The 24927-nt window shown below is 34.8% G+C and carries 20 protein-coding genes; 2 read left to right on the top strand and 18 right to left on the bottom strand.

Going from position 1 to position 24927, the window contains the following annotated elements; all coding sequences use genetic code 11:
* Positions 1-13 precede the first annotated feature (13 nt).
* Genes CBF31_RS01980 through CBF31_RS01995 form a run of 4 tightly spaced genes read right to left on the bottom strand, consistent with a single transcriptional unit; the run spans position 14 to position 3770 of the window.
* A complete protein-coding gene (locus CBF31_RS01980; protein ID WP_126830446.1) occupies positions 14-442 on the bottom strand; it encodes a DUF4430 domain-containing protein in 429 nt (142 codons plus the stop codon).
* Positions 443-481: 39 nt separating this feature from the next.
* On the bottom strand, positions 482-1180 hold the full coding sequence (locus CBF31_RS01985) for an ECF transporter S component (RefSeq protein ID WP_126830448.1): 699 nt from the start codon (positions 1178-1180) through the stop codon (positions 482-484).
* Positions 1177-2865, bottom strand: coding sequence for an ABC transporter ATP-binding protein (locus CBF31_RS01990; RefSeq protein WP_126830451.1), 1689 nt, complete (start codon positions 2863-2865; stop codon positions 1177-1179). Before CBF31_RS01990 ends, CBF31_RS01985 begins: the two co-directional genes overlap by 4 nt.
* A complete protein-coding gene (locus tag CBF31_RS01995) occupies positions 2838-3770 on the bottom strand; it encodes an energy-coupling factor transporter transmembrane component T (protein ID WP_126830453.1) in 933 nt (310 codons plus the stop codon). The genes CBF31_RS01990 and CBF31_RS01995 overlap by 28 nt, the downstream gene beginning before the upstream one ends.
* 491 nt (positions 3771-4261) lie before the next feature.
* Between CBF31_RS01995 and plsY the strand changes: the two genes are divergently transcribed.
* The gene (gene plsY / locus CBF31_RS02000; protein ID WP_126830455.1) at positions 4262-4891 is read left to right on the top strand and encodes a glycerol-3-phosphate 1-O-acyltransferase PlsY; all 630 of its coding nucleotides are present in this window, start codon (positions 4262-4264) and stop codon (positions 4889-4891) included.
* Between the two features lie 258 nt (positions 4892-5149).
* Positions 5150-6262 carry an alanine dehydrogenase gene (gene ald / locus CBF31_RS02005; RefSeq protein ID WP_126830457.1) on the top strand — a complete coding sequence of 371 codons (1113 nt, stop codon included), beginning with the start codon at positions 5150-5152 and terminating at the stop codon, positions 6260-6262.
* Positions 6263-6300: 38 nt separating this feature from the next.
* Here the strand turns inward: ald and CBF31_RS02010 are convergent, their stop codons facing one another.
* The 14 genes from CBF31_RS02010 to dnaE form a co-directional block, all read right to left on the bottom strand.
* Positions 6301-7176, bottom strand: coding sequence for an aldose 1-epimerase family protein (locus tag CBF31_RS02010; protein ID WP_126830459.1), 876 nt, complete (start codon positions 7174-7176; stop codon positions 6301-6303).
* Positions 7177-7193: 17 nt separating this feature from the next.
* Positions 7194-8591 carry an ATP-dependent protease ATPase subunit HslU gene (gene hslU, locus CBF31_RS02015; RefSeq protein ID WP_126830461.1) on the bottom strand — a complete coding sequence of 466 codons (1398 nt, stop codon included), beginning with the start codon at positions 8589-8591 and terminating at the stop codon, positions 7194-7196.
* Between the two features lie 12 nt (positions 8592-8603).
* The gene (hslV, locus tag CBF31_RS02020) at positions 8604-9152 is read right to left on the bottom strand and encodes an ATP-dependent protease subunit HslV (protein ID WP_126830463.1); all 549 of its coding nucleotides are present in this window, start codon (positions 9150-9152) and stop codon (positions 8604-8606) included.
* Between the two features lie 25 nt (positions 9153-9177).
* Positions 9178-10077 (bottom strand): tyrosine recombinase XerC, encoded by a 900-nt coding sequence (gene xerC, locus CBF31_RS02025; RefSeq protein ID WP_126830465.1) that lies wholly within the window; start codon positions 10075-10077, stop codon positions 9178-9180.
* Between the two features lie 148 nt (positions 10078-10225).
* Entirely contained in the window at positions 10226-11527 is a 1302-nt protein-coding gene (trmFO, locus tag CBF31_RS02030; protein WP_126830467.1) for an FADH(2)-oxidizing methylenetetrahydrofolate--tRNA-(uracil(54)-C(5))-methyltransferase TrmFO, read from the bottom strand.
* Positions 11528-11585: 58 nt separating this feature from the next.
* Entirely contained in the window at positions 11586-13664 is a 2079-nt protein-coding gene (topA, locus tag CBF31_RS02035) for a type I DNA topoisomerase (protein WP_126830469.1), read from the bottom strand.
* Positions 13665-13795: 131 nt separating this feature from the next.
* Complete coding sequence (dprA, locus tag CBF31_RS02040) at positions 13796-14671, bottom strand: DNA-processing protein DprA (RefSeq protein WP_245977900.1); 876 nt, start codon at positions 14669-14671, stop codon at positions 13796-13798.
* Between the two features lie 53 nt (positions 14672-14724).
* Positions 14725-15498, bottom strand: a complete 774-nt coding sequence (locus tag CBF31_RS02045) for a ribonuclease HII (protein ID WP_126830471.1) — start codon at positions 15496-15498, stop codon at positions 14725-14727.
* Positions 15491-16351, bottom strand: a complete 861-nt coding sequence (gene ylqF / locus CBF31_RS02050) for a ribosome biogenesis GTPase YlqF (protein ID WP_126830473.1) — start codon at positions 16349-16351, stop codon at positions 15491-15493. The genes CBF31_RS02045 and ylqF overlap by 8 nt, the downstream gene beginning before the upstream one ends.
* Before the next feature lie 31 nt (positions 16352-16382).
* Positions 16383-16925 (bottom strand): signal peptidase I, encoded by a 543-nt coding sequence (gene lepB / locus CBF31_RS02055; RefSeq protein ID WP_126830475.1) that lies wholly within the window; start codon positions 16923-16925, stop codon positions 16383-16385.
* 123 nt (positions 16926-17048) lie between these two features.
* Entirely contained in the window at positions 17049-18503 is a 1455-nt protein-coding gene (locus CBF31_RS02060) for a S41 family peptidase (RefSeq protein ID WP_126830477.1), read from the bottom strand.
* Positions 18504-18640: 137 nt separating this feature from the next.
* Complete coding sequence (gene pyk / locus CBF31_RS02065) at positions 18641-20401, bottom strand: pyruvate kinase (protein WP_126830479.1); 1761 nt, start codon at positions 20399-20401, stop codon at positions 18641-18643.
* A 55-nt stretch (positions 20402-20456) separates the two neighbouring features.
* Positions 20457-21419 (bottom strand): 6-phosphofructokinase, encoded by a 963-nt coding sequence (gene pfkA, locus CBF31_RS02070; RefSeq protein ID WP_126830481.1) that lies wholly within the window; start codon positions 21417-21419, stop codon positions 20457-20459.
* A 170-nt stretch (positions 21420-21589) separates the two neighbouring features.
* Positions 21590-24922 (bottom strand): DNA polymerase III subunit alpha, encoded by a 3333-nt coding sequence (dnaE, locus tag CBF31_RS02080; protein WP_170167840.1) that lies wholly within the window; start codon positions 24920-24922, stop codon positions 21590-21592.
* Positions 24923-24927 lie beyond the last annotated feature (5 nt).

Consider the following 24927-nt stretch of genomic DNA (forward strand, 5'->3'; position numbering starts at 1 on the left):
TAGCTCTTTTTATTTATTTCATTTCTAATTTATTTAATTTCCAAACAACTTCATCGCCAGCTTTTAATTCTAAGTCGCCAGCTGAAACAGTAGCCGCCTCACCGTTTACATCAAATAACCAATATTTGTTTTCGTCAACATTTTGTTCGTTTCCATCAATAGATGAAATCATTCCGTTATCATCAGCCACTTCAAAATTTTCATTCATAACTTCTCCAAGTGTTTGACCTTCTTCGAACGATACCTTTTTATTAGCTTTTTCTTTATCATCTACTAATAATTTAATTGTTACTGTTTCTTCATTATTATCTTTAGCCTTTGTTGTTTGTTCCGTTTTAGCTTTTGTATCTTCTGTTTTTTTCCCAGAATCATCTGTGTTAGAACATCCCGCTAATACTAGTCCTAAAACCATTACTGCCATAATTTTTTTCATTGTTTTCATAACCACTACTCCTCTATTTTTTTTATATAAAATCGTTATCTAAACGACCTTAATACCATACTTTTCTTTGATACGCTCAATTCTTATCCCTAAAGGTTCATTCAAAACCGTTAAAAACAAGACATTAGCAATTATATAATTCATTGTCATCGGAAAAGACTGTCCAATAATAATTAAGTATCTTTTGAGTGTAAAAAAGCCATCAATGGATAACACAGTCCATACATCCATTAAAACTGAGTACATCACACCCATGAGAATACCTAATAACCATAATAGCCATTTTTTATCTTGTGCATGTTTTGATATAAAAGCTGTTCCTGCTAAGTACCCCACTAAACCACAAGCAAACATTTGAAAAGGAGTCCATGGCCCTTGAGTAAATAACATATTTGATACAAGCGGCGATAAGGCCCCTATCATAAACCCTAAATTCTTACCTAAATATATCCCTGAAATAATTACTATTGCTGCCATCGGGTTAATTCCTTGTAAAAAGAAAAATACAACTCTCCCCAAAACTGCTAAGGATACCATAACAGCTAACAGCACTAATTCTCGTGAAGTCGTTTCTTTTTTTTCAAAAGAAAAAAAGAAAGGTAACATACTTACAATAACAACTAACATAGATATAAGGTTATAAAGTTTATTTTCAAAAATAGTATATCCGAATAAAATAACTAGCGGAATACCAATCAAATACAGTAAAGTAGACCAATTAAAACTTCTTACCCTCATCTCGTTTCGCCTCGTTTCCTAATACTAGCTATTACATCCTCCGGTTTGATAGCGTTCGGTAAAAAGTTTCGAACCATTTTATTAGTAGGCGTCGTGTAAAAGTAATTAGTTGAGAAAAAATTAATAGGATCATTCATTGATACAATTTGATGATCAAAATATAAGGCACATTTTGTAGCATAGCTTGCTGCAAAAGACATGTCATGAGTGACAATAAAAATAGTTTTACCCTCATCTCTTAAGCGAGACATTATGTCACCTAAATTTTTCTTAGCAGATGCATCAAGCCCTTTAGTAGGTTCATCTAATAACAAGAAATCAGGGTCTAGTAACAATAACTTACCTAGTGCTACTAACTGTTGTTCTCCACCACTAACATCATACGGTGAAAAATCTAAAAAATTAGTAATATTCAGTAGTTTAGAATATTTCAAAATATAATCCTTAGCTTCCTCTTTAGAGTAACCCACTTTATCACAGAGTAATTCATAATCTTCTCGTATTGTTGTCTCGGTAAATATAGTTAAGGGATTTTGAGGAAGAACTGCTATTCTTTTGTCGATTAATTCCTTATTTTTAAAAGATTTACTTTTTTTCCCAAATAACTTGATGGATCCTTCGTAAGCATTTTCTAATCCTGACAATACTTTTAATAGCGTGCTTTTACCAGAACCATTTCCTCCTAATAAGCAAAAGATATCTTCTTTAAAAACCGTCAAATCAACCCCTGCTAAAACATCTTCTGACTGTTTTGTATAACGAAACCACACGTTTTTCATTGAGGCTATTTTTTCAGGCTCTTTCGGTTTAGCCCGTAACTCATTATCAACCGTTACTTCAATATCTTCTTGTTGTATATAATTCTCAATAAATTTAATACCTTCTTTATTATTCAAAGGAGCCTTGCCTACTCCACCCAATTCTTGAAATAATCTTAATGAAGTTGGAAAAGCTAATAATAGAGATGGATTATTTTCAAATATTTCATCATCTTCCGCAATATCTCTCGGACTCCCTTTAAAAGCAACTTTCCCTTCTTCTAACACAACAACTTTTGATGCTAAAGAAAACACTTCTTCAAGTCGATGCTCTACCATAATCACCGTGATTCCAAGTTCTTGATTCAAACGATAAACAGTATCAATAAAATCAGAAGCTGCAATAGGGTCTAGTTGTGCTGTTGGTTCATCTAAAATCAACACGTCTGGTTGCATAACAATAATTGAAGCTAAGTTTAAAAGTTGTTTTTGACCGCCAGATAATTCACTTGTGCTTTTTTTGAACCATGAATGAATTCCAAAATAATTAGCCATTTCTCCAACTCTGCTTCTTATCATCTGAGGAGGGACCGACAAATTTTCAAGACCAAAAGCTAATTCACTCCACACCTTATCAGTTACAATCTGATTATCCGGACTCTGCATCACAAAACCAATTTTTGAGGCAGAATCATAATCTGTCATGTCGTTGATTTCTGTGTTACAGAATTCAATACTTCCACTTTTTTCGCCATGGGGAGTAAGTTCGCGTTTTAATAAACGTAATAGCGTACTTTTCCCACTGCCTGATTCTCCACAAAGCACAAGAAAATCACCTTTTTCAACATCTAAATTGATGTTCGTTAAGACATTATTTACTCTATTAGGGTATTTAAAACTTAAATTTTTGACACTAAGTATCGCCATTTTAGCCACTCCTTCACTTCAACAAGTACTGGTATAGAGAATGTTAAAATAACAACACAATATCCCAAAATACTCTTCAGATTATCTTTTCTAACATAATGTAATTTTGAATAATAGTTAAATTTAAAACTTTCTTGAGTAAAAAAATATAAAATACAACTACTTAAAAAAATAATAACTATTGAAAATAAAATATCTCTTGATCTCCATTTGAAAATCGAGAAATTGGTTCTTGATTTCAAACCGAATCCCCTAGCATTCATAGAATCAGAAGTTTCAATTGCATTTTCTAATGCCCATGAAAAAAGACTTCCAAAAATAGTTGTACCACTTTTAGCTTTTTCAATTCGTCGCTCACCTTGTATTTGTCCTAACCCCTCTTGTGCTTGCTGGATAGTTCTCAACTGTCTTTGATACATCGGAAGAAAACGCATAACCATAGATAAAATTAATGCTATTTTGGGGAATGAACGACCAAATAAATAATTCACCTTATCTGTTGTTAAAACTTTATTCAACGATTGAAACCACATTAACATAGCAAACATCATTATTCCGAATAGAAATCCGTAAACAAATGATTCAAAAGTAAATAAATACCTGAAATTTTTACCGAATAGTTTAAATTTTAATATATATAATATCGTTGCCCCGCTATGTATGAATAAAAAATTGGATAACGCAGAAATAAATACTAAAAAGCTTCCTAATTTTAAATTTTTAAAGAAGGTATCCCTATCTACTGTTATGTAACAAGAACTTAAGCCACCTAAAAAACTTAACGTTCTAACTATCGGATCATCCGTAAACATTGTTATAAGTAAAACCAAACAGTAGAAGGATAATAATAGTACAGGATGGTAAAAACCTAATACGGATTCATCTTCTTGATAATGGTTTATCACTATTTCTTTCCTCCTTAAAATAAAAAACCACTGAAAAATATCAGTGGCGTATAACTAAATAAGCCACCTTCCTACTCCCGAAAAAGTGTTTGAAATGACAATGTTCCTGACTCAGGTAATATAATTACCTCATACAGTTGCGGGGACAGTGTTGTTTTAATCAACTTCCATTGCATCATTTGTAAGCGTTTGCTTTTATGGAATTAAATAAATTGTCTAACGACATAACTTATTCTACATCACAATATATAAAAGTACAATATATAAATAATATTCAAATAAACTATTAATCATATTCACACTAGTTAATCATAAATTGTTATTTTATATTTTCTAAACTCTATGAAAAATACTTGTGATCGACCATTTGTTAAAGAAATAAAATTTTCGTTTAATATACTATACTATCACTAACAATTTTGGGAAAGATTGAGGTAGTTCTTTTTTCATGGTAAAATAACTCTTAGTTTAATAGAAGGAGTTTACACATTATGAAAATTGTTTTAATGGTCATTATTGGCTATTTACTTGGCTCTATTCCATCAGGGGTTTGGATTGGTAAGATTTTTTTTAATAAAGATATTCGTGAGTTTGGTAGTTTTAGCTCGGGAACTACTAATACTTATCGTGTTCTCGGTAAAACAGCAGGAACTACGGTATTACTTATGGACATTTTAAAAGGAACTCTAGCTACTTGGCTGCCTGTCCTATTCGGTGCAACCATTAATCCACTATGGATTGGTTTAGCTGCTGTTATGGGGCATACCTTTCCTATTTTTGCAAATTTCAAAGGCGGGAAGGCTGTTGCAACAAGCGCTGGAATGTTATTAGGTTATTCACCATTATTTTTTGTTTATTCTGCTAGTATCTTTATTATCTCATTACTTATTACTAGTATAGTAAGTTTAACAAGTATGATTAGCGCTATATTAATTACCCTATCTACAGTTCTATTGCCAGTCATTTGGCCTACAATTTTACCAGAATTCGACTGGTTATTAACACTAATAGCGGTTGGATTGACAGTATTTATTTTCTTACGTCACAAAGAAAATATCAAACGTATTATACAAGGTACAGAAAATCATGTACCTTTCGGACTGAATAGTCGTAAAAAATAACTACTCATTTGAGTAGTTATTTTTTTATAACTCGAAAATATTTCCTATATTTATAATTAATGAGTGTTATGCATGTGAATTTTGTAATTATTTTAACTAGATCAAATCAAAGGTGATATGTCTTTCCCCAAACTAAGCGTATTAATATGATGTTATTTTTTAATTATATAGCGTTAATTAAATTGTGAATCTTTGCGCATCTCTATCAGAAGTGGTATACTTAGTTTGTTAAAATTTGATTAGAAAGTTGGGTTTATTATGCAAATAGGTGTACCTAAAGAAATTAAAAACAACGAAAGTCGTGTCGGTTTAACACCCCTATCAGTAAGCAATTTAGTCGGAGCAGGTCATTCTGTTCTAATCGAGAAAAATGCAGGCGTTAATGCGAGTTATTTTGATGAAGAATACGAAGCAGCTGGCGCTACACTTACAACTGATGTTGAAAAAATTTGGAAATCAGAGATGGTTATTAAGGTCAAAGAACCTCTTAAAGAAGAATACAAATACTTACGCGAAGATTTAATCTTATTCACATACCTTCACTTAGCACCAAATAAAGAGTTAACAGATGCTCTGTTAGAATCTAAAACAACTGGTATTGCTTATGAAACAATTCAATTACCAGACAATTCACTACCACTTCTAGTTCCAATGAGTCAAATCGCTGGTCGTTTATCTATTCAAATCGGAGCCCAGTATTTGGAAAGTATCCATGGTGGTAAAGGTATCTTACTTAGTGGAGCAACTGCCACACCAAAAGGTAATGTTGTCATCATCGGTGGTGGCCATTCAGGTTATCATGCAGCTGAAATTGCTGTTGGAATGGGTGCAAATGTAACTATTTTAGATGTAAATGCTACTCGTTTAGCTGAACTAGAACAAATCTTTAATGGCCGAGTACAAACTTTAATCTCTACTCCAGCTACTATTGAAAAGGCTATAAAAACAGCTGATTTAGTTATTGGTGCTGTTCTTATACCTGGAGCAAAAGCTCCTACGCTAGTAACCAAAGAGATGGTCGCTCAAATGGAACCAAACTCTGTAATTATTGATATCGCAATTGACCAAGGTGGTATTTTTGAGACCATTGATCGCATTACAACACATGATGAACCAGTGTACAACGTATCTGGTGTTCAACATTATGCTGTTGCTAATATGCCAGGTGCTGTCCCTAAGACAGCCACTCAAGCCTTAACAAATGTTACGATTCCGTATATTTTACAAATCGCTAATAAAGGTTTAGCAGAAGCCTTAAATTCAAATGATGTCCTTAAAAAAGGACTTAATACTTATAAAGGTACCATCACAAATGAAGCAGTTGCTTCCGCTCTTGATTTGCCATTTAATGATTCACCTGAATTAGTTTAAAATGTAATAAAAAGCAATCCCATAATCGGGATTGCTTTTTATTTTACTGTTATTGTATAACCATTTGTAAATACTTCTTGTGATTCTAAACGGTTCATTGCAAATTTCTCTGACAATTCTCCAGAAGCTGTTGTAGGGTCAGCGATACCACACCACGGCTCGATACAGACAAACGGCGCTTCTTTTGCATAGGGACTCCAAAGTCCAACGAAAGGCATATCATCATAGCTCACCTTAACACTTGCTTCTGTTAGTTCAGATTTGATACTAATTTCTTGTCTGCCTGTTGTACCAAAGACAAGTGCATCACCTTTAAACAATTCACGATTAATACTGATTTTACTAGGTGTTTTATCAATATGTGATGCCGCCTGATTAATATGAGCCCCATCCAATGGATAAACCAGCCAATTATCAGAGCCGTTTATCTCAAAATAGTAATCATCAAAATCACCTTTATTATCTAAAGGAATATTAAAGGCAGGGTGACCACCAATACCAAAATACATCACATCTTCACTTGTATTTTTAACGTTATAACCACAAATTAAGTTATCTTCATTTAATTCAAAACTTAATATTAGCTCAAAATCAAAAGGATAAACTTCACGAGTACTGTCATCACTTTTCAATCCTACTTTGATTGTAGACTCAGTTTGTTCTACCAAAAAGAACTCTTTATCTCTAGCAAAGCCATGTTGCCCCATAGTGTAACTTTTACCTTTATATGTATAGGTGTTATCAATTAATTTACCAACTATAGGAAAGAGTACCGGCGCATGTCTACCCCAAAATTCTGGATCTGCTTGCCAAATGTATTCAACTTCCGTTTCTTTCAAAATAAGAGAAGCAAGTTCTCCTCCCTTAGTATTAATGGTCGCTTTTACTTTATCATTTTCAATTGTCCAACTCATAATGACACCTTTCCATCCTAAAGAATGTAGCGACTTAAATCTTCGTCTTCTACAATATCCCCTAATTTTTCATTCACATAATTTTCTGTAATCATAATTTCACCCATTTGCATCTCTGACGCTTCGAATAAAAGATCTTCCAATAATTTTTCAAGAATAGTATGTAAACGTCTAGCACCAATATTATCTGTTTCACTGTTAACTTGGTACGCAATAGCCGCAATACGTTCAATAGCTTCAATCGTAAAGGTTACATTAATATTCTCAGTACCCAGTAATGCCATGTATTGTTTAATAATCGCATTATTTGGTTCTGTTAAAATCTTAACAAAATCTTCTGTTGTTAAATCGTCTAATTCAACACGGATTGGGAAACGTCCTTGTAATTCTGGAATTAAATCACTTGGTTTGCTCAAGTGGAAAGCACCTGATGCAATAAATAAAATATGGTCAGTTTGGATAGCACCATATTTTGTATTAACTTGAGAACCTTCTACGATTGGTAAAATATCACGCTGCACACCTTCTCGAGATACTTCACCAGATTGTTGTGACTTAGATGTTATTTTATCAAATTCATCAATGAAGATAATACCATTATTTTCAGCTAATTTAATCGCTTCACTATACAGGTCACCTTTATTAACTAATTTTTCAGACTCTTCTCTAATTAAGATTTCACGTGCTTCTTTTACCGTAAGTGTGCGTTTAATACGTTTTTTAGGAGCTAAAGAATTAAGCGTATCACCTAAATCGATACCCATTTGTTCTAAACCATTATTCATCGGTGTTACATTTTTCTTAGGCTCATCCATTTCGATTGTCACTTCACGATTTTCAAGTGTTCCGCGTGATAATTCTTCAGCAATCGTTTGACGATTTGCTTTGATTTTATCTGTTACTTCTTCCGTTTCTTCTTGAGGATTTTGCATAGAGTTAACCATTTGCATCATCGCTTCAAACTGGTTCGCTGTTTTCTTTTGCTCTTTCTTAATACCTGGAACTAACAGCTTAACTAAGCGTTCTTCTGCACGTTTCTTAGCTTGAGTGTAGACTTTACTATATTGCTCTTTTTCAACAATCACGATACTAGCTTCAACTAAGTCACGAACCATTGATTCAACATCACGCCCAACATAACCAACTTCAGTAAATTTCGTAGCTTCCACTTTAACAAATGGCGCCTGAATAATTTTAGCTAAACGTCTTGCGATTTCGGTTTTACCAACACCTGTCGGTCCAATCATTAACATATTTTTAGGTGTAACCTCTTGTTGCATCTCTTCATCTAATTTCATACGGCGGTAACGATTGCGTAAAGCAACGGCTACGGCTTTTTTAGCACTATTTTGTCCAATAATAAATTGGTCTAATTCTGATACTATTTCTCTAGGTGTTTTATTTATTGTTGTCATATTTTCATCCCTCTACAATTCTTCTACGATAATATTATGATTGGTATACACACAGATATCTCCTGCTACATGTAAAGCTTCACGAGCAATGTCTCCGGCAGTTAATTCATCTTTACCATGACGTTTCATAGCACGAGCTGCTGATAACGCATAGTTCCCACCTGACCCAATTGCTAAAATACCATCATCAGGTGCGATAACCTCTCCTGTACCTGAAACGACTAACATTTCATCTTTATTCATAACGATTAACATCGCTTCAAGCTTTTGCATCATCTTATCACTGCGCCACTCCATTGCTAACTCGACAGCAGCACGCATCAAATTTCCTTTATATTCATTTAATTTTGCTTCAAATTTCCCTTCTAAGTTAAAAGCATCTGCAACACTACCTGCAAATCCTACTACTACTTCACCATTATAGATACGGCGAACTTTTTTAGCAGTCCCTTTCATTACAACAGACTCGCCCATTGTAACTTGACCGTCACCAGCCATTGCAAATTTACCATCTTTCTCTACTGCACAAATTGTTGTTGAATGAAATGTTGTATATCCCATATATAGTTCCTCCTGAAATTCTTATTTAAGCTCGTGGGTGAAAATTACGGTAACTTTTTTGTAATTTTTCTTTTGTTACATGAGCATAGATCTGTGTAGATGACAAACTTGCGTGTCCTAGTAATTCCTGAACCGTACGCATATCTGCACCATTATTTAATAAATGAGTAGCAAACGTATGCCTAAGCATATGAGGGTGAATACTACTTATTAAGCTACTTTGTTGTATAATTTTTTTTAAGATATAGGTAATACCTTGAGGCGTTAGTGCATCTCCGTGATGATTAATAAAAACAGTATTATTTGTTTTTTTATTCTTTTCAAGAAGTTCTAAACGAGCGCTATCAAAATACGTTTGTAACGCTTCCTCACAATGTGAACCAAAAGGCACATACCGTTCCTTATTCCCTTTACCGCGAATTAATATAACATTTAATTCAAAGTCAATATCTGAAAGTTTCATACCTGCACACTCACTCACACGTATACCTGTTGCATATAACGTTTCTAATAACGCCTGATTTCGTTTATCAAGTGCCCTTTCTCCTTGCGCAGCCTCAAATAAAGCATCCATTTCTTTTTCATAAAAAAAGCGAGGCAAACGTAGATTATTCTTTCTAAGTTGAACATAAGTAAAAGGATTTTCTTGAATCAACTCTTGTCTCAATAAATACTGATAAAAAGAACGTAAACTTGAAATCTTTCTACCGGTTGAGTTCCGACTGTATTCTTTATCATGTAGTTCAGCAAGATAAAGTCTGATATCTTGATAATCTACTTTTAAATAATCAGATTGTCCTGTCTCGTTTAGAAAGATCAAAAAATCACGAATATCATCTCTATATGCCTTTTGTGTTTTTTCTGAATACTGTCGTTCTATGACTAAATAATCTAAAAACTCCTTTATCCAATCTCTTTCTTTCACTATAGAGCCCTCTTTCTACTACAAAATAAATGTATCATAGACCCTTTTTTAATACAAATATATTAATATAAATTTACCTATTTTTACCATTCTTAACACTTTTTAAACCTAAATAAAAAGCCTGAACCTACGTTCAGACTTTATAAGCTTAATTTTTTAGTTTGTCAGTCGCTTTTAGCGCACGCTCTGCAATCGCAGTGTAGCGTTCTTTTTTATCTTTAATACGAGTTGGCAACTCTGGGAAAATACCAAAGTTAGCATTCATAGGTTGAAAATGTTTGCCCGCTGTATGTGTAATGTAGTAAGCCATACTTCCTACTGCTGTTTCTCTAGGGAAAGTCATTAAGTCTTCGCCTTTAGCCATACGTGCTGCATTCATCCCCGCTACCATGCCACTTGCCGCACTCTCAACATAACCTTCAACACCTGTCATTTGACCAGCAAAGAATAAGTCTGAGCGTTTGCGTGATTGATATGTAGGTTCTAATAATTCAGGAGAATTCATAAACGTATTACGGTGCATAACACCATAACGAACGATTTCAGCATTTTCTAGACCTGGAATCATTCGAATAATACGTTTTTGTTCTCCCCATTTTAAATGAGTTTGGAAGCCTACGATATTAAACAACGAAGCCGCTGCGTTATCTTGACGTAACTGAATTACCGCATAAGGACGTTTATCAGTCTTAGGATCTTCTAAGCCAACTGGTTTTAATGGTCCGAATAACATCGTTTTCTCTCCGCGTCCAGCCATTACTTCGATAGGCATACATCCTTCAAAGTATTTTTCTTTTTCAAATTCTTTAAGTGGCGCAACTTCCGCATTAATCAATTCTTCACGGAAAGCATTAAATTCATCTTTAGTCATTGGACAGTTTAAGTAAGCTGCCTCACCTTTGTCATAACGTGATTTCAGGTAAACTTTATCCATATCAATTGTTGCACGGTCAATGATCGGAGCTGCTGCATCATAGAAGTACAGACCTTCTGATTCAGTAAACTCTTTGATTTGGTCCGCTAGTGCTTCTGACGTTAATGGTCCCGTTGCTACAATCGTAATCCCTTCAGGTATTTGAGTTACTTCTTCATCCATAACTGTAACGTTAGGGTGATTTCTTAGGCGATCTGTTACCATTTCTGAGAAGGTATCTCTGTCTACTGCAAGTGCTCCACCAGCAGGTACAGCGGTCGCGTCAGCTGAACCAATAATTAAAGAATCGAATTGACGCATCTCTTCTTTTAATAATCCAACAGCATTTGTGATAGTATTTCCACGTAATGAGTTAGAACATACTAATTCTGCAAAGTTTTCAGTGTGATGCGCTGGTGATTTTTTAACCTTACGCATTTCATATAAATTAACCTTTACTCCTGCTTCTGCCGCTTGCCACGCTGCTTCACTACCAGCAAGTCCTGCACCAATTACATTAACAACTTGATTTGTCATAATTTTTACTCCTATCAGTTAACAAGCAAGGCCGCATGATACGCCCTTGCTTGATTTTTTATTTTTGAATATCTTCTTTGTAGTCACATTCGCTACATAATACTTGTTTGCCGCCTTTGACTTTCTTTTCAACCAGGTATTTTTGACACTTAGGACAATCACGTCCAACTGGTTTATCCCAAGAGGTAAATTCACACTCTGGATATCTTGAACAGCCATAAAATAGACGATTCTTTTTAGATTTACGCTCAATGACTTCGCCCTCTTTACACGTTGGACATTTCACACCAATCTCTTTAACAATCGCTTTGGTTTGACGACAATCCGGGAAATTACTACATGCATAGAATTTACCGAAACGACCTAATTTGATAACCATTGGATGACCACACTCTTCACAGTCAAAACCTGCTGGTTCATCTTTAATTTGGATTTTTTCAATTTCAGTTTCTGCTTTTTCTAACTCAATAGCGAACGGTTTGTAGAAACGATCCACAACGTTCTTCCATTCTTCTTGGCTATCAGCAATCTTATCTAGATCTTCTTCCATCTGTGCAGTAAAGTTGATATCAACAATTTGTGGGAAGAAGTCACAGATAATCGTATTAACGATTTCACCAAGTTCACTTGGTTCAAATCGTTTACTTACTAATTTAACGTAATAACGACGTTGAATTGTTTCTAAAGTTGGAGCATACGTCGATGGACGACCTACACCATTTTCCTCTAATGTCTTGATTAACGTCGCCTCGCTGAAGCGGGCCGGTGGTTGAGTGAAGTGTTGTTTAGGTTCTAAATCAACCGCAGTAATTGTTTCACCCTCTTCTAAATCAGGTAAGATATTTTCTTTATCCTCTTTACCATCGTCATTTCCTTCTACATAAACTTTCATAAATCCAGGGAATTTAATTTTCGAACCATTAGCTACAAACATAACACCATTTTGGCTTAAATTAACTTTCATTGTATCAAGAACTGCTGGTGTCATCTGACTGGCAACAACACGTGACCAAATCAAGTTATATAGTTTATATTGGTCTTTACTTAAATACTCTTTGATTGAATCTGGTGTTCTTAAAATACTTGAAGGACGAATCGCCTCATGGGCGTCTTGTGCCCCTTTTTCTTTGTTAGACGTTTCTTTAAAACCAATAGCGTATTCTTTACCATATGTTTCTTCGATAAATGAAGCTGCCTCATTTTTAGCAACATCTGATAAACGAGTAGAGTCGGTACGCATGTATGTAATTAAACCAACCGTTCCTTTTTTACCTAATGCAATCCCTTCGTACAATTGTTGGGCAACCATCATTGTTTTCCTTGTACGGAAATTCAACTTGCGTGCTGCTTCTTGTTGAAGTCCACTTGTTGTAAAAGGTTTTGCTGGGTTACGTTTACGTTCTTTTTTCGTGATTTTATCGACAGTATAGTCTTTTGTTTTTAGACGCTCGGTTACTGCTTTAACATCCTCAGCATTATTAAGCTTAGCTTTTTTACCATCTACACCATAAAAGTTAGCTTTAAACTTCTTACGTTTCTTCATAAAATTACCAGCGATACTCCAGTATTCTTCTGGAACAAAAGCCCTAATTTCATTTTCACGGTCAATGATTATTTTAAGCGCAATCGATTGCACACGCCCTGCACTCAAGCCTTTTTTTACTTTTTTCCAAAGAATTGGACTAATAGAATAACCTACTAAACGGTCTAAAATACGACGAGCTTGTTGGGCGTCAACTAAATCAACATTAATTGAGCGAGGTTCTTTAAAGGCGGCTTTTACTGCTTCTTTTGTAATTTCATTGAAAACTACTCTGTTTTTATCTTCTAAATCTAAACCAAGGAGATAAGCTAAATGCCAAGCAATAGCCTCCCCTTCTCTATCCGGGTCACTCGCGAGATAAACTTTGTCTGCTTTTTTAGCAAGACGTTTTAATTCTTTAATAACAGGACCCTTACCTCTAATAGAAATATAATGGGGCTCGTAATTATTTTCAGTATCTACACCCATTTTACTTTTTGGTAAATCACGGATGTGCCCCACACTGGCCACAACTTTATAGTTTTTACCTAAGTATTTTTCAATTGTTTTTGCTTTGGCTGGTGATTCTACAATTACTAAATATTTATATGCCATGTATTTTACTACCACCTTTAATTTACTAACTACTCATGTGATATAGGAATAAACTTATATCAAATCGTTACAATCTTATTCTATAAGCTAGTCCTTTGTCAACTTTTCTTCTATATTATGTCATTTTTTGCTTAAATCTTATATATTAACTCATCTAAAATATCTGTACTACACGTAACGCACTTGGCACCCTCTTGTATCAATTTCAAGCAGCCGATACTTTCTAAACCCAATATCGATCCTGGAACAGCAAAAACTTCTCGTCCCATTTCTAAACTCAATGATGCGGTAATAAGACTACCACTCCTCACTTTTGCTTCTATAACGCAAGTTCCTAATGATAGACCTGCTATAAGTCGATTTCGTTCCGGAAAATGATATGGAAGTGGAGGTGTTCCTTCAGGATACTCAGATAAGACTAAATGATTTTTGGCCATATAGTTTTGCAGGTGCTTACCTTCTTTAGGGTAAATTCTATCTAAACCACATCCAATGATACCAATTGTTTTCCCTTTATTATATATCGTTTCTTGATGAGCAGCTGTATCAATTCCACTAGCTAACCCGCTGACGATCGTCAGACCCTTTCTAACAAGCCCTGGAACTATTTCCTTAATGACATCTCTTCCATAAAACGAAGCAGTCCTAGAGCCGACTACAGCTATACAGGAAGTCTGTAATAAACCAATATTTCCTCTATAAAACAACCCTATTGGTGGATTATAGATTTCCTTTAAATAATCAGGGTAGTCATTATCCAAAATAAATAAGAAGGGCGTACGTTTATAATAGTCACTCCAGGTGACTGGATGCTCTACTATTTGTTGGTAACTAGTCAAAAATCTTTCTAATTTTCCTCCCTTGATTCCTATTAAATCAGCTAATCCCATTGGCGAAAGGCTTGTTAAATTAAACTCTTCTCTCTTCTCAAACAGGAAAACTAACTCTTTGTTTGATATCCCCCGACAGTGTTTCAATTTAAAAAACATAAACTTTACATCACACATAAAAAAACCTTCTTTCTGCTTTTAGAAATAATACGCAGAAAAAAAGGTTTAATTTAAATCATATTTTTGATTGGTGCAAATGTACGACGATGAATTGGACATACACCCAAATTCTCAAGTCCATTTAGATGTTCTTTAGTCCCATAACCAGCATTATTACCAAAGCCGTAACCGGGATATTGCTTATCAAAATCTTTCATCATCCGATCCCTCGTCACTTTTGCCACAATACTAGCACAGGCAATTGATACACTTTTAGCATCTCCTTTGATAATACTCTCTTGATCGATTTCAACATCTTCTAAAACCATCGCATCAATCAATAAATAATCTGGTCTAAAACATAATTTACCGACAGCTTTTTTCATTGCTAATTTTGTTGCCTGATAAATATTAATGTCATCAATTTCACGTTCATCAACAATACCCACCGATACCGCAACAGCTTGCTCCATTATTAAATCATAGTAATCATCACGTTTTTTTTCGGATAATTGTTTAGAATCATTAATCTCAAGAACTTCAAAATCTTTAGGTAAAATAACAGCTGCAGCCACAACAGGACCCGCTAACGGACCCCTGCCCACTTCATCTATACCTGCTATCATTTTGTAACCTTTTGCTAAACCATCACGCTCATAACGGCACATAAACTCAGAATGTTCTTTAATCTTTTCTTTTTTTAACTGGTCCTTTTTCCATGATTCTATCAACTTTTGAACACCTTTACGTTCATCATCAATAATACTCTTGAAAAAGGGATCTGTTTGAGTGCTTACTGTTTGTAGCTTTTCTTTAATGTTGCTTATCGTCAAACCTTTAGTCATTTAAATCCTCTCGCATTTCATTATATCTGTCTAATGTATATCTTCCGACCATACCTGCACGTACTTCTTGAATAAACATCGCACTCGCACGGTCATAATCATCTCTAAATCCACGTTTCTTTGTAATTAATACAAGTTGATCGACTGGCGTCAGTTCCATCTCTTCGTCCGTGAAATTATAACGGTTTTTTATATCTTTTGGATAGTGAGCCCCAAAGAACTCTAAACCATAGATTGCTAAATCATCCAAATGAAGCAAATTATCTTTGATCGCACCTGTTAAAGCTAATTTTTTTCCAATCGCTTGGTCTTCAAATTTCGGCCATAAAATACCTGGTGTATCAAGCAACTCCAAATCATTTCCAGCTTTTAACCATTGTTGTCCTTTAGTAACCCCTGGTTTATTACCTGTTTTAGCTATATTTTTCTTTACTAAACGGTTCATAAGTGTTGATTTACCAACATTAGGAATTCCAATAACCATGGCACGTATAGCCTGAGGTTTCATCCCTTTAGCTTGTTGACGCTCACGTTTTTCTTTTAATACTTCCTTACACTTAGGTACGATTTGCTTAATTCCTTTACCTTCATGTGAATTAATAACTAACGCCGCATGTCCCTTTTCTTCAAAATAGTGTTTCCACTTATCCGTTTCTCTTGGATCTGCTAAATCTGCTTTATTTAATAAAATAAGACGTGGTTTTTGTTGAACAATTTCATCCATCATCGGATTACGACTTGATAAAGGTAATCTTGCATCTACCAATTCAAACACCATATCTACATATCTTAATTTTTCTGTAATTTCTCTTCTAGCTTTCGCCATATGTCCTGGGAACCATTGTATTGTCATAACTCTTCTCTCCAACTTTCTATCTAACAACTTATTTTATTCTACCGAAATTTTTCAAAGGATAGTAAATAAAGCGGGCCTTGCCAATAATTCTAGCCGCTTTGATTTCACCAAATGAACGACTATCTTTACTTAACCTGCGATTATCACCTAAAACAAAATAACCATCATCTGATAACGTTTCCTGGTTAGTCATTTCTTTCAAATCAAAGTTTGTCGTGTATTGATTACTGTCGCGCTTAATTTTTGCTTGTCCTAAAAAATCTTCTTCTACTTTATTACCATTAACATACAATTCGTCGTCTTCATACTTTATATGTTCACCTGGTAGTCCTATCACTCGTTTAATATAAATAGAACCATCCTCATTTTCAAATATAATCACATCAAATCTTTTAATTTTAGATATTTTTTCATAAACCAATTGATCATTCGGCTTCAGTGTTGTTTCCATTGAATTTCCATCTACCTTCATTGGAATGAAAAGAAAGCCTCTAATTATAAAAACTAATACACACGCCAAAATAATCATTTTAGCCCAATAGAAGAACTTTTCTAGTATATAGTCTTTCATAGTTCCCTCCTATCATACACTATATCTATCATAATAAAAAAAAGAGGGATTGGCTACTCTTTTAATACTTTTTATAAAATAAAAACTCACTCTACCTAACATATTAAGGTAGAGTGAGTCATTTTAGTTTATTTTTTTGACGATTTCTTCTAGTGCCCTAGTCATAGTTTCATCGTTATCGATAATTTTTTTCGCTAATTCTTTTTCTAAACTACGAGCTGTGTCATTATCAATTTCTCCTGTAACAGGTAGATCAAATTTCGCTTGATGCTCACTGACAGCGGCTTTAGTTTGGCCATCGTATTTATCACTTTTAGCATCTACATCATAGCCTATTCCCGCTAAAATCCCATTAATATTAACCATAACTTTACCTGTTACACCTTCTTGATATGTCATGTCTCTTCCAATTGGTGCAAGGTAAGCAAAATCAGGATATTCCGTTGCTATAGTTGGCTCTAATCCTTTTTTATGTATCCAATTTCCTTTAGGAGTTAGCCATTTATTAGTTGTTAATTTCAATTCACTTTCTTCAGACAGTGGTTGAACAGTTTGAACGGTACCTTTACCATATGTTTTTGTCCCTATTATCGGGACACCTGCAGACTCATTTAGAGCTGCTGCAAAAATTTCCGATGCACTCGCACTTCCCTCATCAACAAGAACTACTACCGGCTCTTTCACTTTAAAGCCTTTATCTACACCTTTATTAGCTTTTAAAGCTTCTTTATTTCCATCTTTATCTTCAAACTGAACAATTGTTTTACCATCTTTTAAGAACATACTACTCATTTCAGCAACCTGATCCAATAAGCCGCCTGGATTTTGTCTTAAATCAATAATAAAAGCTTGAGCCCCTTCTTTTCGAAGGACTTCAATCTGATCTTTTAAATCAGCTGCTGTTCGTTCTGAGAAGTTACTAATAATAATCGAGCCAATTTTATCATTATCTTTAGAAATAGCACCAAAAACTGTTTCTACAGGAATATCATCGCGAACTAATGACTTGTCAAAAATATCTTCTCCACGCTGCACAGTCAACTTAACTTTAGTCCCTTTTTCTCCACGAACTTCTTTAACAACTTCACTTAATTCTTTTCCTTTAGTTGCTTTACCATTGACTTTCAAAATAATATCTTCAGCTTTTAAAAGAGCTTTCTCTGCCGGAGAGTTTTTTACAGGAGGTTCTGCAATAACTAGATTGTTATCCTTAACCGTCATTACTGCTCCTATACCAGCAAACGACCCCGAAATTGTTTCATTTAATTCATCAAACTCTTTCCCACTAAAATAATCTGAATAAGGATCATTTAAAGCTTGGGTCATCCCCTTAATAGCGCCATCAACTAATTCTTCATTCTTAATCTTGCCCACATACGAATTTCTAATAGTTTCATATGTGGTGTTAATTTTCATCATATCATCAAAATGTGGCATAACTGTCGCTAACTGATTTCTTTCCTGATCATAGCGCATTTCTGTTATTTTATAAGCACCGCCACCTGCAATAATCCCCATACAAATTAATGAAATTATATATTGCTTATAGGGCACATCTGGTCGTTTACGTTTAGTCATTGTGTCACTTTCTTTCTCTTCTGTTTTGACAAAAAATAGTCTCCTTATTCTAACACAAATGAAACACATGGTGGTATTTTGCGTTTATAAATTAAAAAAAGACTAGGGATTTCCTAGTCTTTTAAAGAATTCTTAAATTATGCTTGTGATTTTAAACCACTTGATACGATACCGTGACGAGGGTCAACAGTAACTAATGTATCAGCAGCAATCTTAGTTGTAGCATCTGTAGCTGCAACGATTACTGGAATACCTTTAGCGATACCAACAACAGCTGCGTGAGAAGTTAAGCCACCTTCTTCAACGATTAAAGCTCCTGCTTTTTCGATAGCTGGCATGTAATCTTTATCCGTTGTTTTAACAACTAAGACACAACCTTCAGTAGCGTTAGCATTTGCTTCTTCAGCAGTAGCAGCAACAACTGTATTACCAACGAAAGCTTCACGGCCTACGCCTTGACCTTCTAATAATTTAGAACCGATTAATTGAATCTTCATTAAGTTAGTTGTACCACGTTCGCCTACTGGAACACCTGCAGTGATGATGATTAAATCACCTTCTGAAGCAAACCCTTGTTCTTGAGAAACTTCAGTAGCTAATGTGAACATATCATCTGTAGAAGCTGGTTTTTCAGTAACCGTTGGGAATACGCCCCAAGCTAATGCTAAACCACGTGCTTTACGTTCTTCGAATGTAATCGCAACGATATGAGATTTTGGACGGTATTTAGAAATCATACGTGCAGTGTGACCAGATTCAGTCGCAGCAACGATTGTTTTAATACCTAAGTTTTTAGCTGTATGACCAACTGATTGACCAATAGCTTCAGTCATATCTGATTGAGCATAGTTTTTAAGAGCGTAAGCATCTTGTTCTACTAAAGCTTCTTCAGTACGAACAGCAATGTTATGCATTGTTTGAACAGCTTCTACTGGGTAATCCCCTGCAGCTGTTTCACCTGATAACATGATAGCATCTGTACCATCATAGATAGCATTCGCCACATCACTTGCTTCAGCACGTGTAGGACGAGGATTTTTTTGCATAGAATCAAGCATTTGTGTTGCAGTAATAACAACCTTACCTAATTCATTACATTTTTTAATCATTAATTTTTGTGCAACTGGTACTTCTTCAGTTGGGATTTCTACCCCTAAGTCACCACGAGCAACCATTAAACCATCAGAAACTTTTAAGATATCGTCTAAGTTATCGATACCTTCTTGGTTTTCGATTTTAGAAATAATTTGGATGTGAGTTGCATCATGTTTATCTAAAATTTTAGTAATTTCTAATACATCGCTTGGACGACGTACGAAACTTGCAGCGATAAAGTCGATATCATTTTGGATACCAAATTCGATATCAGCAGCATCTTTAGGTGTGATACCTGGTAAGTTGATTGAAGCGCCAGGAACGTTAACCCCTTTTTTGCTTCCTAATAATCCTTCATTTTGAGCAACTGTTACGATTTCGCCAGCAGCTTTATCGATTTCTGTTACTTCTAAATCAATTAAACCATCATCTAATAAGATGTGTGATCCTGGAGTAACATCGTTAATTAATTCTGGGTATGTTACTGAGAATTTTTCAGGAGTTCCTTCAACTTGAGTCATTGAAATACGAACTGTTGATCCTTTAACGATTGTAATTTTTGATCCGCCAGCCATATCATGTGTACGGATTTCTGGTCCTTTAGTATCTAAAAGAATGGCAACACGTTTACCTGTTAATTTTGAAGCTTCACGAATATTTTTGATACGGTTACCGTGTTCTTCGAAATCTCCATGAGAGAAGTTTAAACGACAAACGTTCATTCCTGAATTCATTAATTGAGCTAATGTTTCAACCGTTTCACTAGCTGGTCCAATGGTACATACAATCTTAGTTTTTTTCATTACAATAACGCTCCTATATTCTGTATTTTGAATCATCTATAATAAAGCTTTTAGATTATAAAGAAATTTCTTGATTTAATGTGTATAAAGACATATCTGGTTTGTGTTTACCATTTTCTAAAGTATCTACGATATCTGCAGCAACGATTTCTTCATTGCGAATACCGACACATAGTCCACCTTTTCCTTCTTTAAGAAGGTCAACAGCTTTCCCACCAAATTTACTTGCAAGTACACGATCACGTGCAGTTGGTGAACCACCACGAACAATATGCCCCAATACGGATACACGTTCATGGAAATCGCCATGTTCTGATAATTTCTCAGCAAATTCATGACCTGGCATTACACCCTCAGCTAACATAATTAAGCAATGTTTTTTACCACGTTCACGGCCTTCAGCAATTTTAGTGGCGACTTCTTTCATGTCAAACTCTTGTTCTGGAACAACAATAACGTCAGCTCCACCTGCAACACCTGCCCAAAGAGCGATATCACCAGCATTACGTCCCATAACTTCGATTACGAAAGTACGAACATGTGAAGTAGCTGTATCACGAATTTTATCAACCGCATCTAATACAGTATTAATAGCTGTATCGAAACCAATTGTATAATCTGTTCCTGGGATATCATTATCGATAGTTCCTGGAATACCAACTGCTGGGAAGCCATGTTTTGTTAATGCTAACGCACCATGGTAAGAACCATCTCCACCAATAACAACTAAACCTTCGATACCGAATTTTTTAAGTTGTTCAATTCCTTTTAATTGTCCTTCTTGAGTAGCAAATTCTGGATAACGTGCTGAATATAAGAATGTTCCCCCACGTTGGATGATATCACCAACATCAGCGATTTCTAGTTTACGAATATCTCCGGCAACCAAACCTGCGTAACCATAATTAATACCGTATACTTCCATACCTTCGTAAATAGCTTTACGAGTAACTGCGCGAGCTGCAGCGTTCATTCCTGGAGCATCTCCACCACTTGTTAAAATAGCAATACGTTTCATAGTTAACTCACCTCAATAAATTTTTATTTAATTTGTTATATTTAAGTATTTTTTACCTTAATAACAGTATACAATACTACAACGTCATAATTCTACCATTTTTACAGTAAAAAGTCTTTTAAAATATGAAAATACTATGAAAAATTACTGACTAATTACTAAAATCACAATTACTGAAAGATAATCGTGCTTTTTCCTAGTAAATAGCATACCTCATTTTTTAATTCTTCGGACTCTTTTACCCAAAGTTCGGCATTTAAAATATTTTTTTGTGCACTTTGCTCATTGAATAAAATTATTGGACACTTACCCTCATATTTCTTCAAAATAGCCGTTAACTCCCCTACGATTTCTTGACTATATTTATCAGCGGGTATTTTGATGTAGCACACTTTAGGGCCCATTTTTTCAGATAGGTCTTCTGCTGACTCAACGGTATTAACTAACATTTGCAGACTTTGAGTGTATGCGCTTCGCTCAACCTTACCCGTCACAACTAATACTTTATCTAATTCTAATAAATCAGAGACTTGTTTATAAACACCAGGGAACAACGTTAATGATAACTCTCCTGTCCCATCATTTCCTTCCAAAAAGGCCATCTTTTCCCCTGTTTTTGCTCGAATCACTTTTATATGTTTTATATATATAAAAATAGTCCGTGTCATTTTTTCTTGTAGCTGATCAATTGTTGTGACGTTTTTTATAAGTTTAACTAGCTTGAAATCATCAACTGGGTGTCCAGAAATATACATTCCTAAATAATCTGCTTCAAGATCTAATTTTTCTCCTACCGTATAATCTGCATGTTCCTCTTTTTTAGGACTCAAAATATCTAGTAAATCAAGACTCCCCGCACTGTATGAGATACTTTTTAACAATGCACCTAACTCGTCTGCTAATTCTTTTCTATTGGAATGAAGCTGATCAAAAGCCCCACTATAGATTAAAGGTAGGATATACTCTTCTTTAAGCCATTTTTCTTCCATTCTCATTAGAAAATCTTTCAATGACTTAAACATGCCTTCATTGTTTCGGTTTGCAATGATGCTTTTAGCAAAATCACTACGAACACCTTTAATCGCACTCAAACCAAATACAAGTACGTCTTTTTGAAAACTAAAACTAAACGAGGCCTTATTAATATCTGGCGATACTATTTTAAGTCCCATTCGTGTTGCATCAAGTAAATATTCTTTAACTTTAGCAGTATTTTGACGGTCCGAGTGAAGTAAAGCTGAAAAAAACTCTCCTGTATAATGAACTTTAAAGTACGCCATCCAATAGGATACAAAACCATAAGCAATAGCGTGTGATCTATTAAAACCAAAATTAGCAAAACGTTCAATATAATCATATACTTCTGAAGCCACGGCTTCATCATAGCCTTGACTTAAAGACCCTTTAATAAAATGATCCCGTTGTTCATCTAAAACAGCTTTCTTTTTCTTACCAATGGCACGTCTTAAAATATCTGCCTCTCCTAGTGAAAAGCCAGCCATGACACTAGCAATCTTCATAATTTGTTCTTGATAAACAATAACACCATATGTTACATCTAAAATCGGTTTTAATGACTCGTGTATATAAGTTACAGGAACCTTGCCTTTTTTTCGGTCGATAAATATATCGATATTAGCCATTGGACCTGGACGATGAAGAGCGCTCACGGCAGCTACATCTTCTAGTGATGTCGGCCCTAACTTTTTCAATACATTCTTTATATTTTGAGAATCAAATTGAAAAATCCCAGTTGTTTGACCCTTTCTAAATAACTTCAATGTTTCATCATCATCTAAAGGGATACTCAACAAGTCTATCTTTTCACCAGTAGAATAGGTAATATTCTTCATGGTGTCGTCGATAATTGTTAAGTTTTTTAAACCTAAGAAATCCATTTTAAGCAACCCAATCTCTTCAACATCGTTCATCGTAAACTGGGTTAGCGGAATATCATTACTTCCTTCTTGCAAAGGAACCCACTGAGTCAAATCTTGATCACTAATGACAACTCCAGCTGCATGTGTTGAAAGGTGTCTTGGTAAGCCCTCTACTTTACATGCAACCTCAAAAATCAGACGGTTTTTATCCGAACTTTCTACTAATTCGCGAAAGCTCTTAGATTCTTTAAACGCTTCTTTTAGTGTGTGCTTTCCTCTTGCTGGAAACGCCTTAGACCACTGACCAATTTCATTTTTATTCAAACCAAACACTCTGGAAATGTCCCTAAGAGCCATCTTAGCAGCTAGTGTTCCAAAAGTAGCAATTTGCGACACACACTGATGTCCATAACGTGAATTAACGTATTGCAATACTTCGTCACGGCGTCTATCAGGAATATCTAAATCAATATCAGGCATGGTATAACGGTCTTTATTTAAAAATCGTTCAAATAATAAATCGTATTTAATCGGATCCACATGAGTAATATATGTTAAATAAGAAACTAATGACCCAGCAGCTGATCCCCTACCTGGCCCAAATAAGATGTCTTCCTTTTGGGCAAACATCATAACATCCCAAATAATTAAGAAATAATCGACAAATCCCATTTCCTCAATTACTGACAGTTCATAATCCAGTCGTTCAATATACTCTTGACCAGGATTAGCAATTCGTTTAGGTAAGTTTTCTATACACAACTCACGCAAAAATAAAGACGCGTCTTTATTTCCCGGAATATCATAATGGGGTAAAAGGGTTTGATTAAACAACATAGAAAAATCACACAACTCTACCACCTTATTAGTATTTATAACAGCACGGTCTAGTTGATATTTTTTATAAACATGAGTGAAATCTGATGACTTTGATAAATACAATGAACCGGACTGCCCTATTTCTTCAGTCGTAATCTTGGTACCTAACTCTAAATGATTTAATACAGCTACAGAAAAAGCATCTTGTGGGTGTATATAACGTACATCATGGAGCGCCACAGGTTCTATTTTATAAGTTTCCAATAAAGCTAACCAACTTGCTTGAGGGGGATTATCTGGATACAGAGAAACACCCGCATAGAACATCTCATTCTGTATATGATAAGTTAATTTTGACAAATAGGTAGCCAATTGCTCTTTTTCCTGTTTTTGATAATAATAACTTAATTGTGAGCCATGCTCTGGTTCAATCACCACAATGTTATCTAATAATTCGCTAAACTCCGAGAAAAAGAATGGCTCCTTCATATCGCGTGACATCTTTGTAGATGATATCTTCATGAGATTTTCATAGCCTTTTTGATTGCTAGCGTATAGGAGCATCGTACATTCTATTGGATGCTCTTCTGACAGTTGATACTCTAAGGTTAATCCTATAATAGGTTTAATATCATTTTTCTTACAGCTTTTATAAAACTCAACAGCACCTGTCATAATATTTAAATCAGTCAACGCTACTGCTTTATAGCCATAGCTTTTAGCTGTTGTCACTAACTCTTCAATTTTATTGGTACTTTTTAACAAAGAGTAACAACTCAATGTTTGTAATTGTGCCGTGATCACTCTAG

The sequence above is a fragment of the Vagococcus fessus genome, assembly GCF_003987565.1.
GTDB lineage: Bacteria > Bacillota > Bacilli > Lactobacillales > Vagococcaceae > Vagococcus_D > Vagococcus_D fessus.

What these genes read in the sequence shown, in the direction of transcription:
- CBF31_RS02060 (WP_126830477.1), bottom strand. Translation starts at nt 18,503, where the DNA reads ATGACTAAACGTAAACGACCAGATGTGCCCTATAAGCAATATATAATT.
- plsY (WP_126830455.1), top strand. Translation starts at nt 4,262, where the DNA reads ATGAAAATTGTTTTAATGGTCATTATTGGCTATTTACTTGGCTCTATT.
- CBF31_RS02045 (WP_126830471.1), bottom strand. Translation starts at nt 15,498, where the DNA reads ATGACTAAAGGTTTGACGATAAGCAACATTAAAGAAAAGCTACAAACA.
- lepB (WP_126830475.1), bottom strand. Translation starts at nt 16,925, where the DNA reads ATGAAAGACTATATACTAGAAAAGTTCTTCTATTGGGCTAAAATGATT.
- CBF31_RS01990 (WP_126830451.1), bottom strand. Translation starts at nt 2,865, where the DNA reads ATGGCGATACTTAGTGTCAAAAATTTAAGTTTTAAATACCCTAATAGA.
- ylqF (WP_126830473.1), bottom strand. Translation starts at nt 16,351, where the DNA reads ATGACAATACAATGGTTCCCAGGACATATGGCGAAAGCTAGAAGAGAA.
- CBF31_RS01985 (WP_126830448.1), bottom strand. Translation starts at nt 1,180, where the DNA reads ATGAGGGTAAGAAGTTTTAATTGGTCTACTTTACTGTATTTGATTGGT.
- CBF31_RS02010 (WP_126830459.1), bottom strand. Translation starts at nt 7,176, where the DNA reads ATGAGTTGGACAATTGAAAATGATAAAGTAAAAGCGACCATTAATACT.
- ald (WP_126830457.1), top strand. Translation starts at nt 5,150, where the DNA reads ATGCAAATAGGTGTACCTAAAGAAATTAAAAACAACGAAAGTCGTGTC.
- hslU (WP_126830461.1), bottom strand. Translation starts at nt 8,591, where the DNA reads ATGACAACAATAAATAAAACACCTAGAGAAATAGTATCAGAATTAGAC.
- CBF31_RS01980 (WP_126830446.1), bottom strand. Translation starts at nt 442, where the DNA reads ATGAAAACAATGAAAAAAATTATGGCAGTAATGGTTTTAGGACTAGTA.
- dprA (WP_245977900.1), bottom strand. Translation starts at nt 14,671, where the DNA reads ATGTGTGATGTAAAGTTTATGTTTTTTAAATTGAAACACTGTCGGGGG.
- pyk (WP_126830479.1), bottom strand. Translation starts at nt 20,401, where the DNA reads ATGAAAAAAACTAAGATTGTATGTACCATTGGACCAGCTAGTGAAACG.
- trmFO (WP_126830467.1), bottom strand. Translation starts at nt 11,527, where the DNA reads ATGACAAATCAAGTTGTTAATGTAATTGGTGCAGGACTTGCTGGTAGT.
- pfkA (WP_126830481.1), bottom strand. Translation starts at nt 21,419, where the DNA reads ATGAAACGTATTGCTATTTTAACAAGTGGTGGAGATGCTCCAGGAATG.
- hslV (WP_126830463.1), bottom strand. Translation starts at nt 9,152, where the DNA reads ATGGGATATACAACATTTCATTCAACAACAATTTGTGCAGTAGAGAAA.
- topA (WP_126830469.1), bottom strand. Translation starts at nt 13,664, where the DNA reads ATGGCATATAAATATTTAGTAATTGTAGAATCACCAGCCAAAGCAAAA.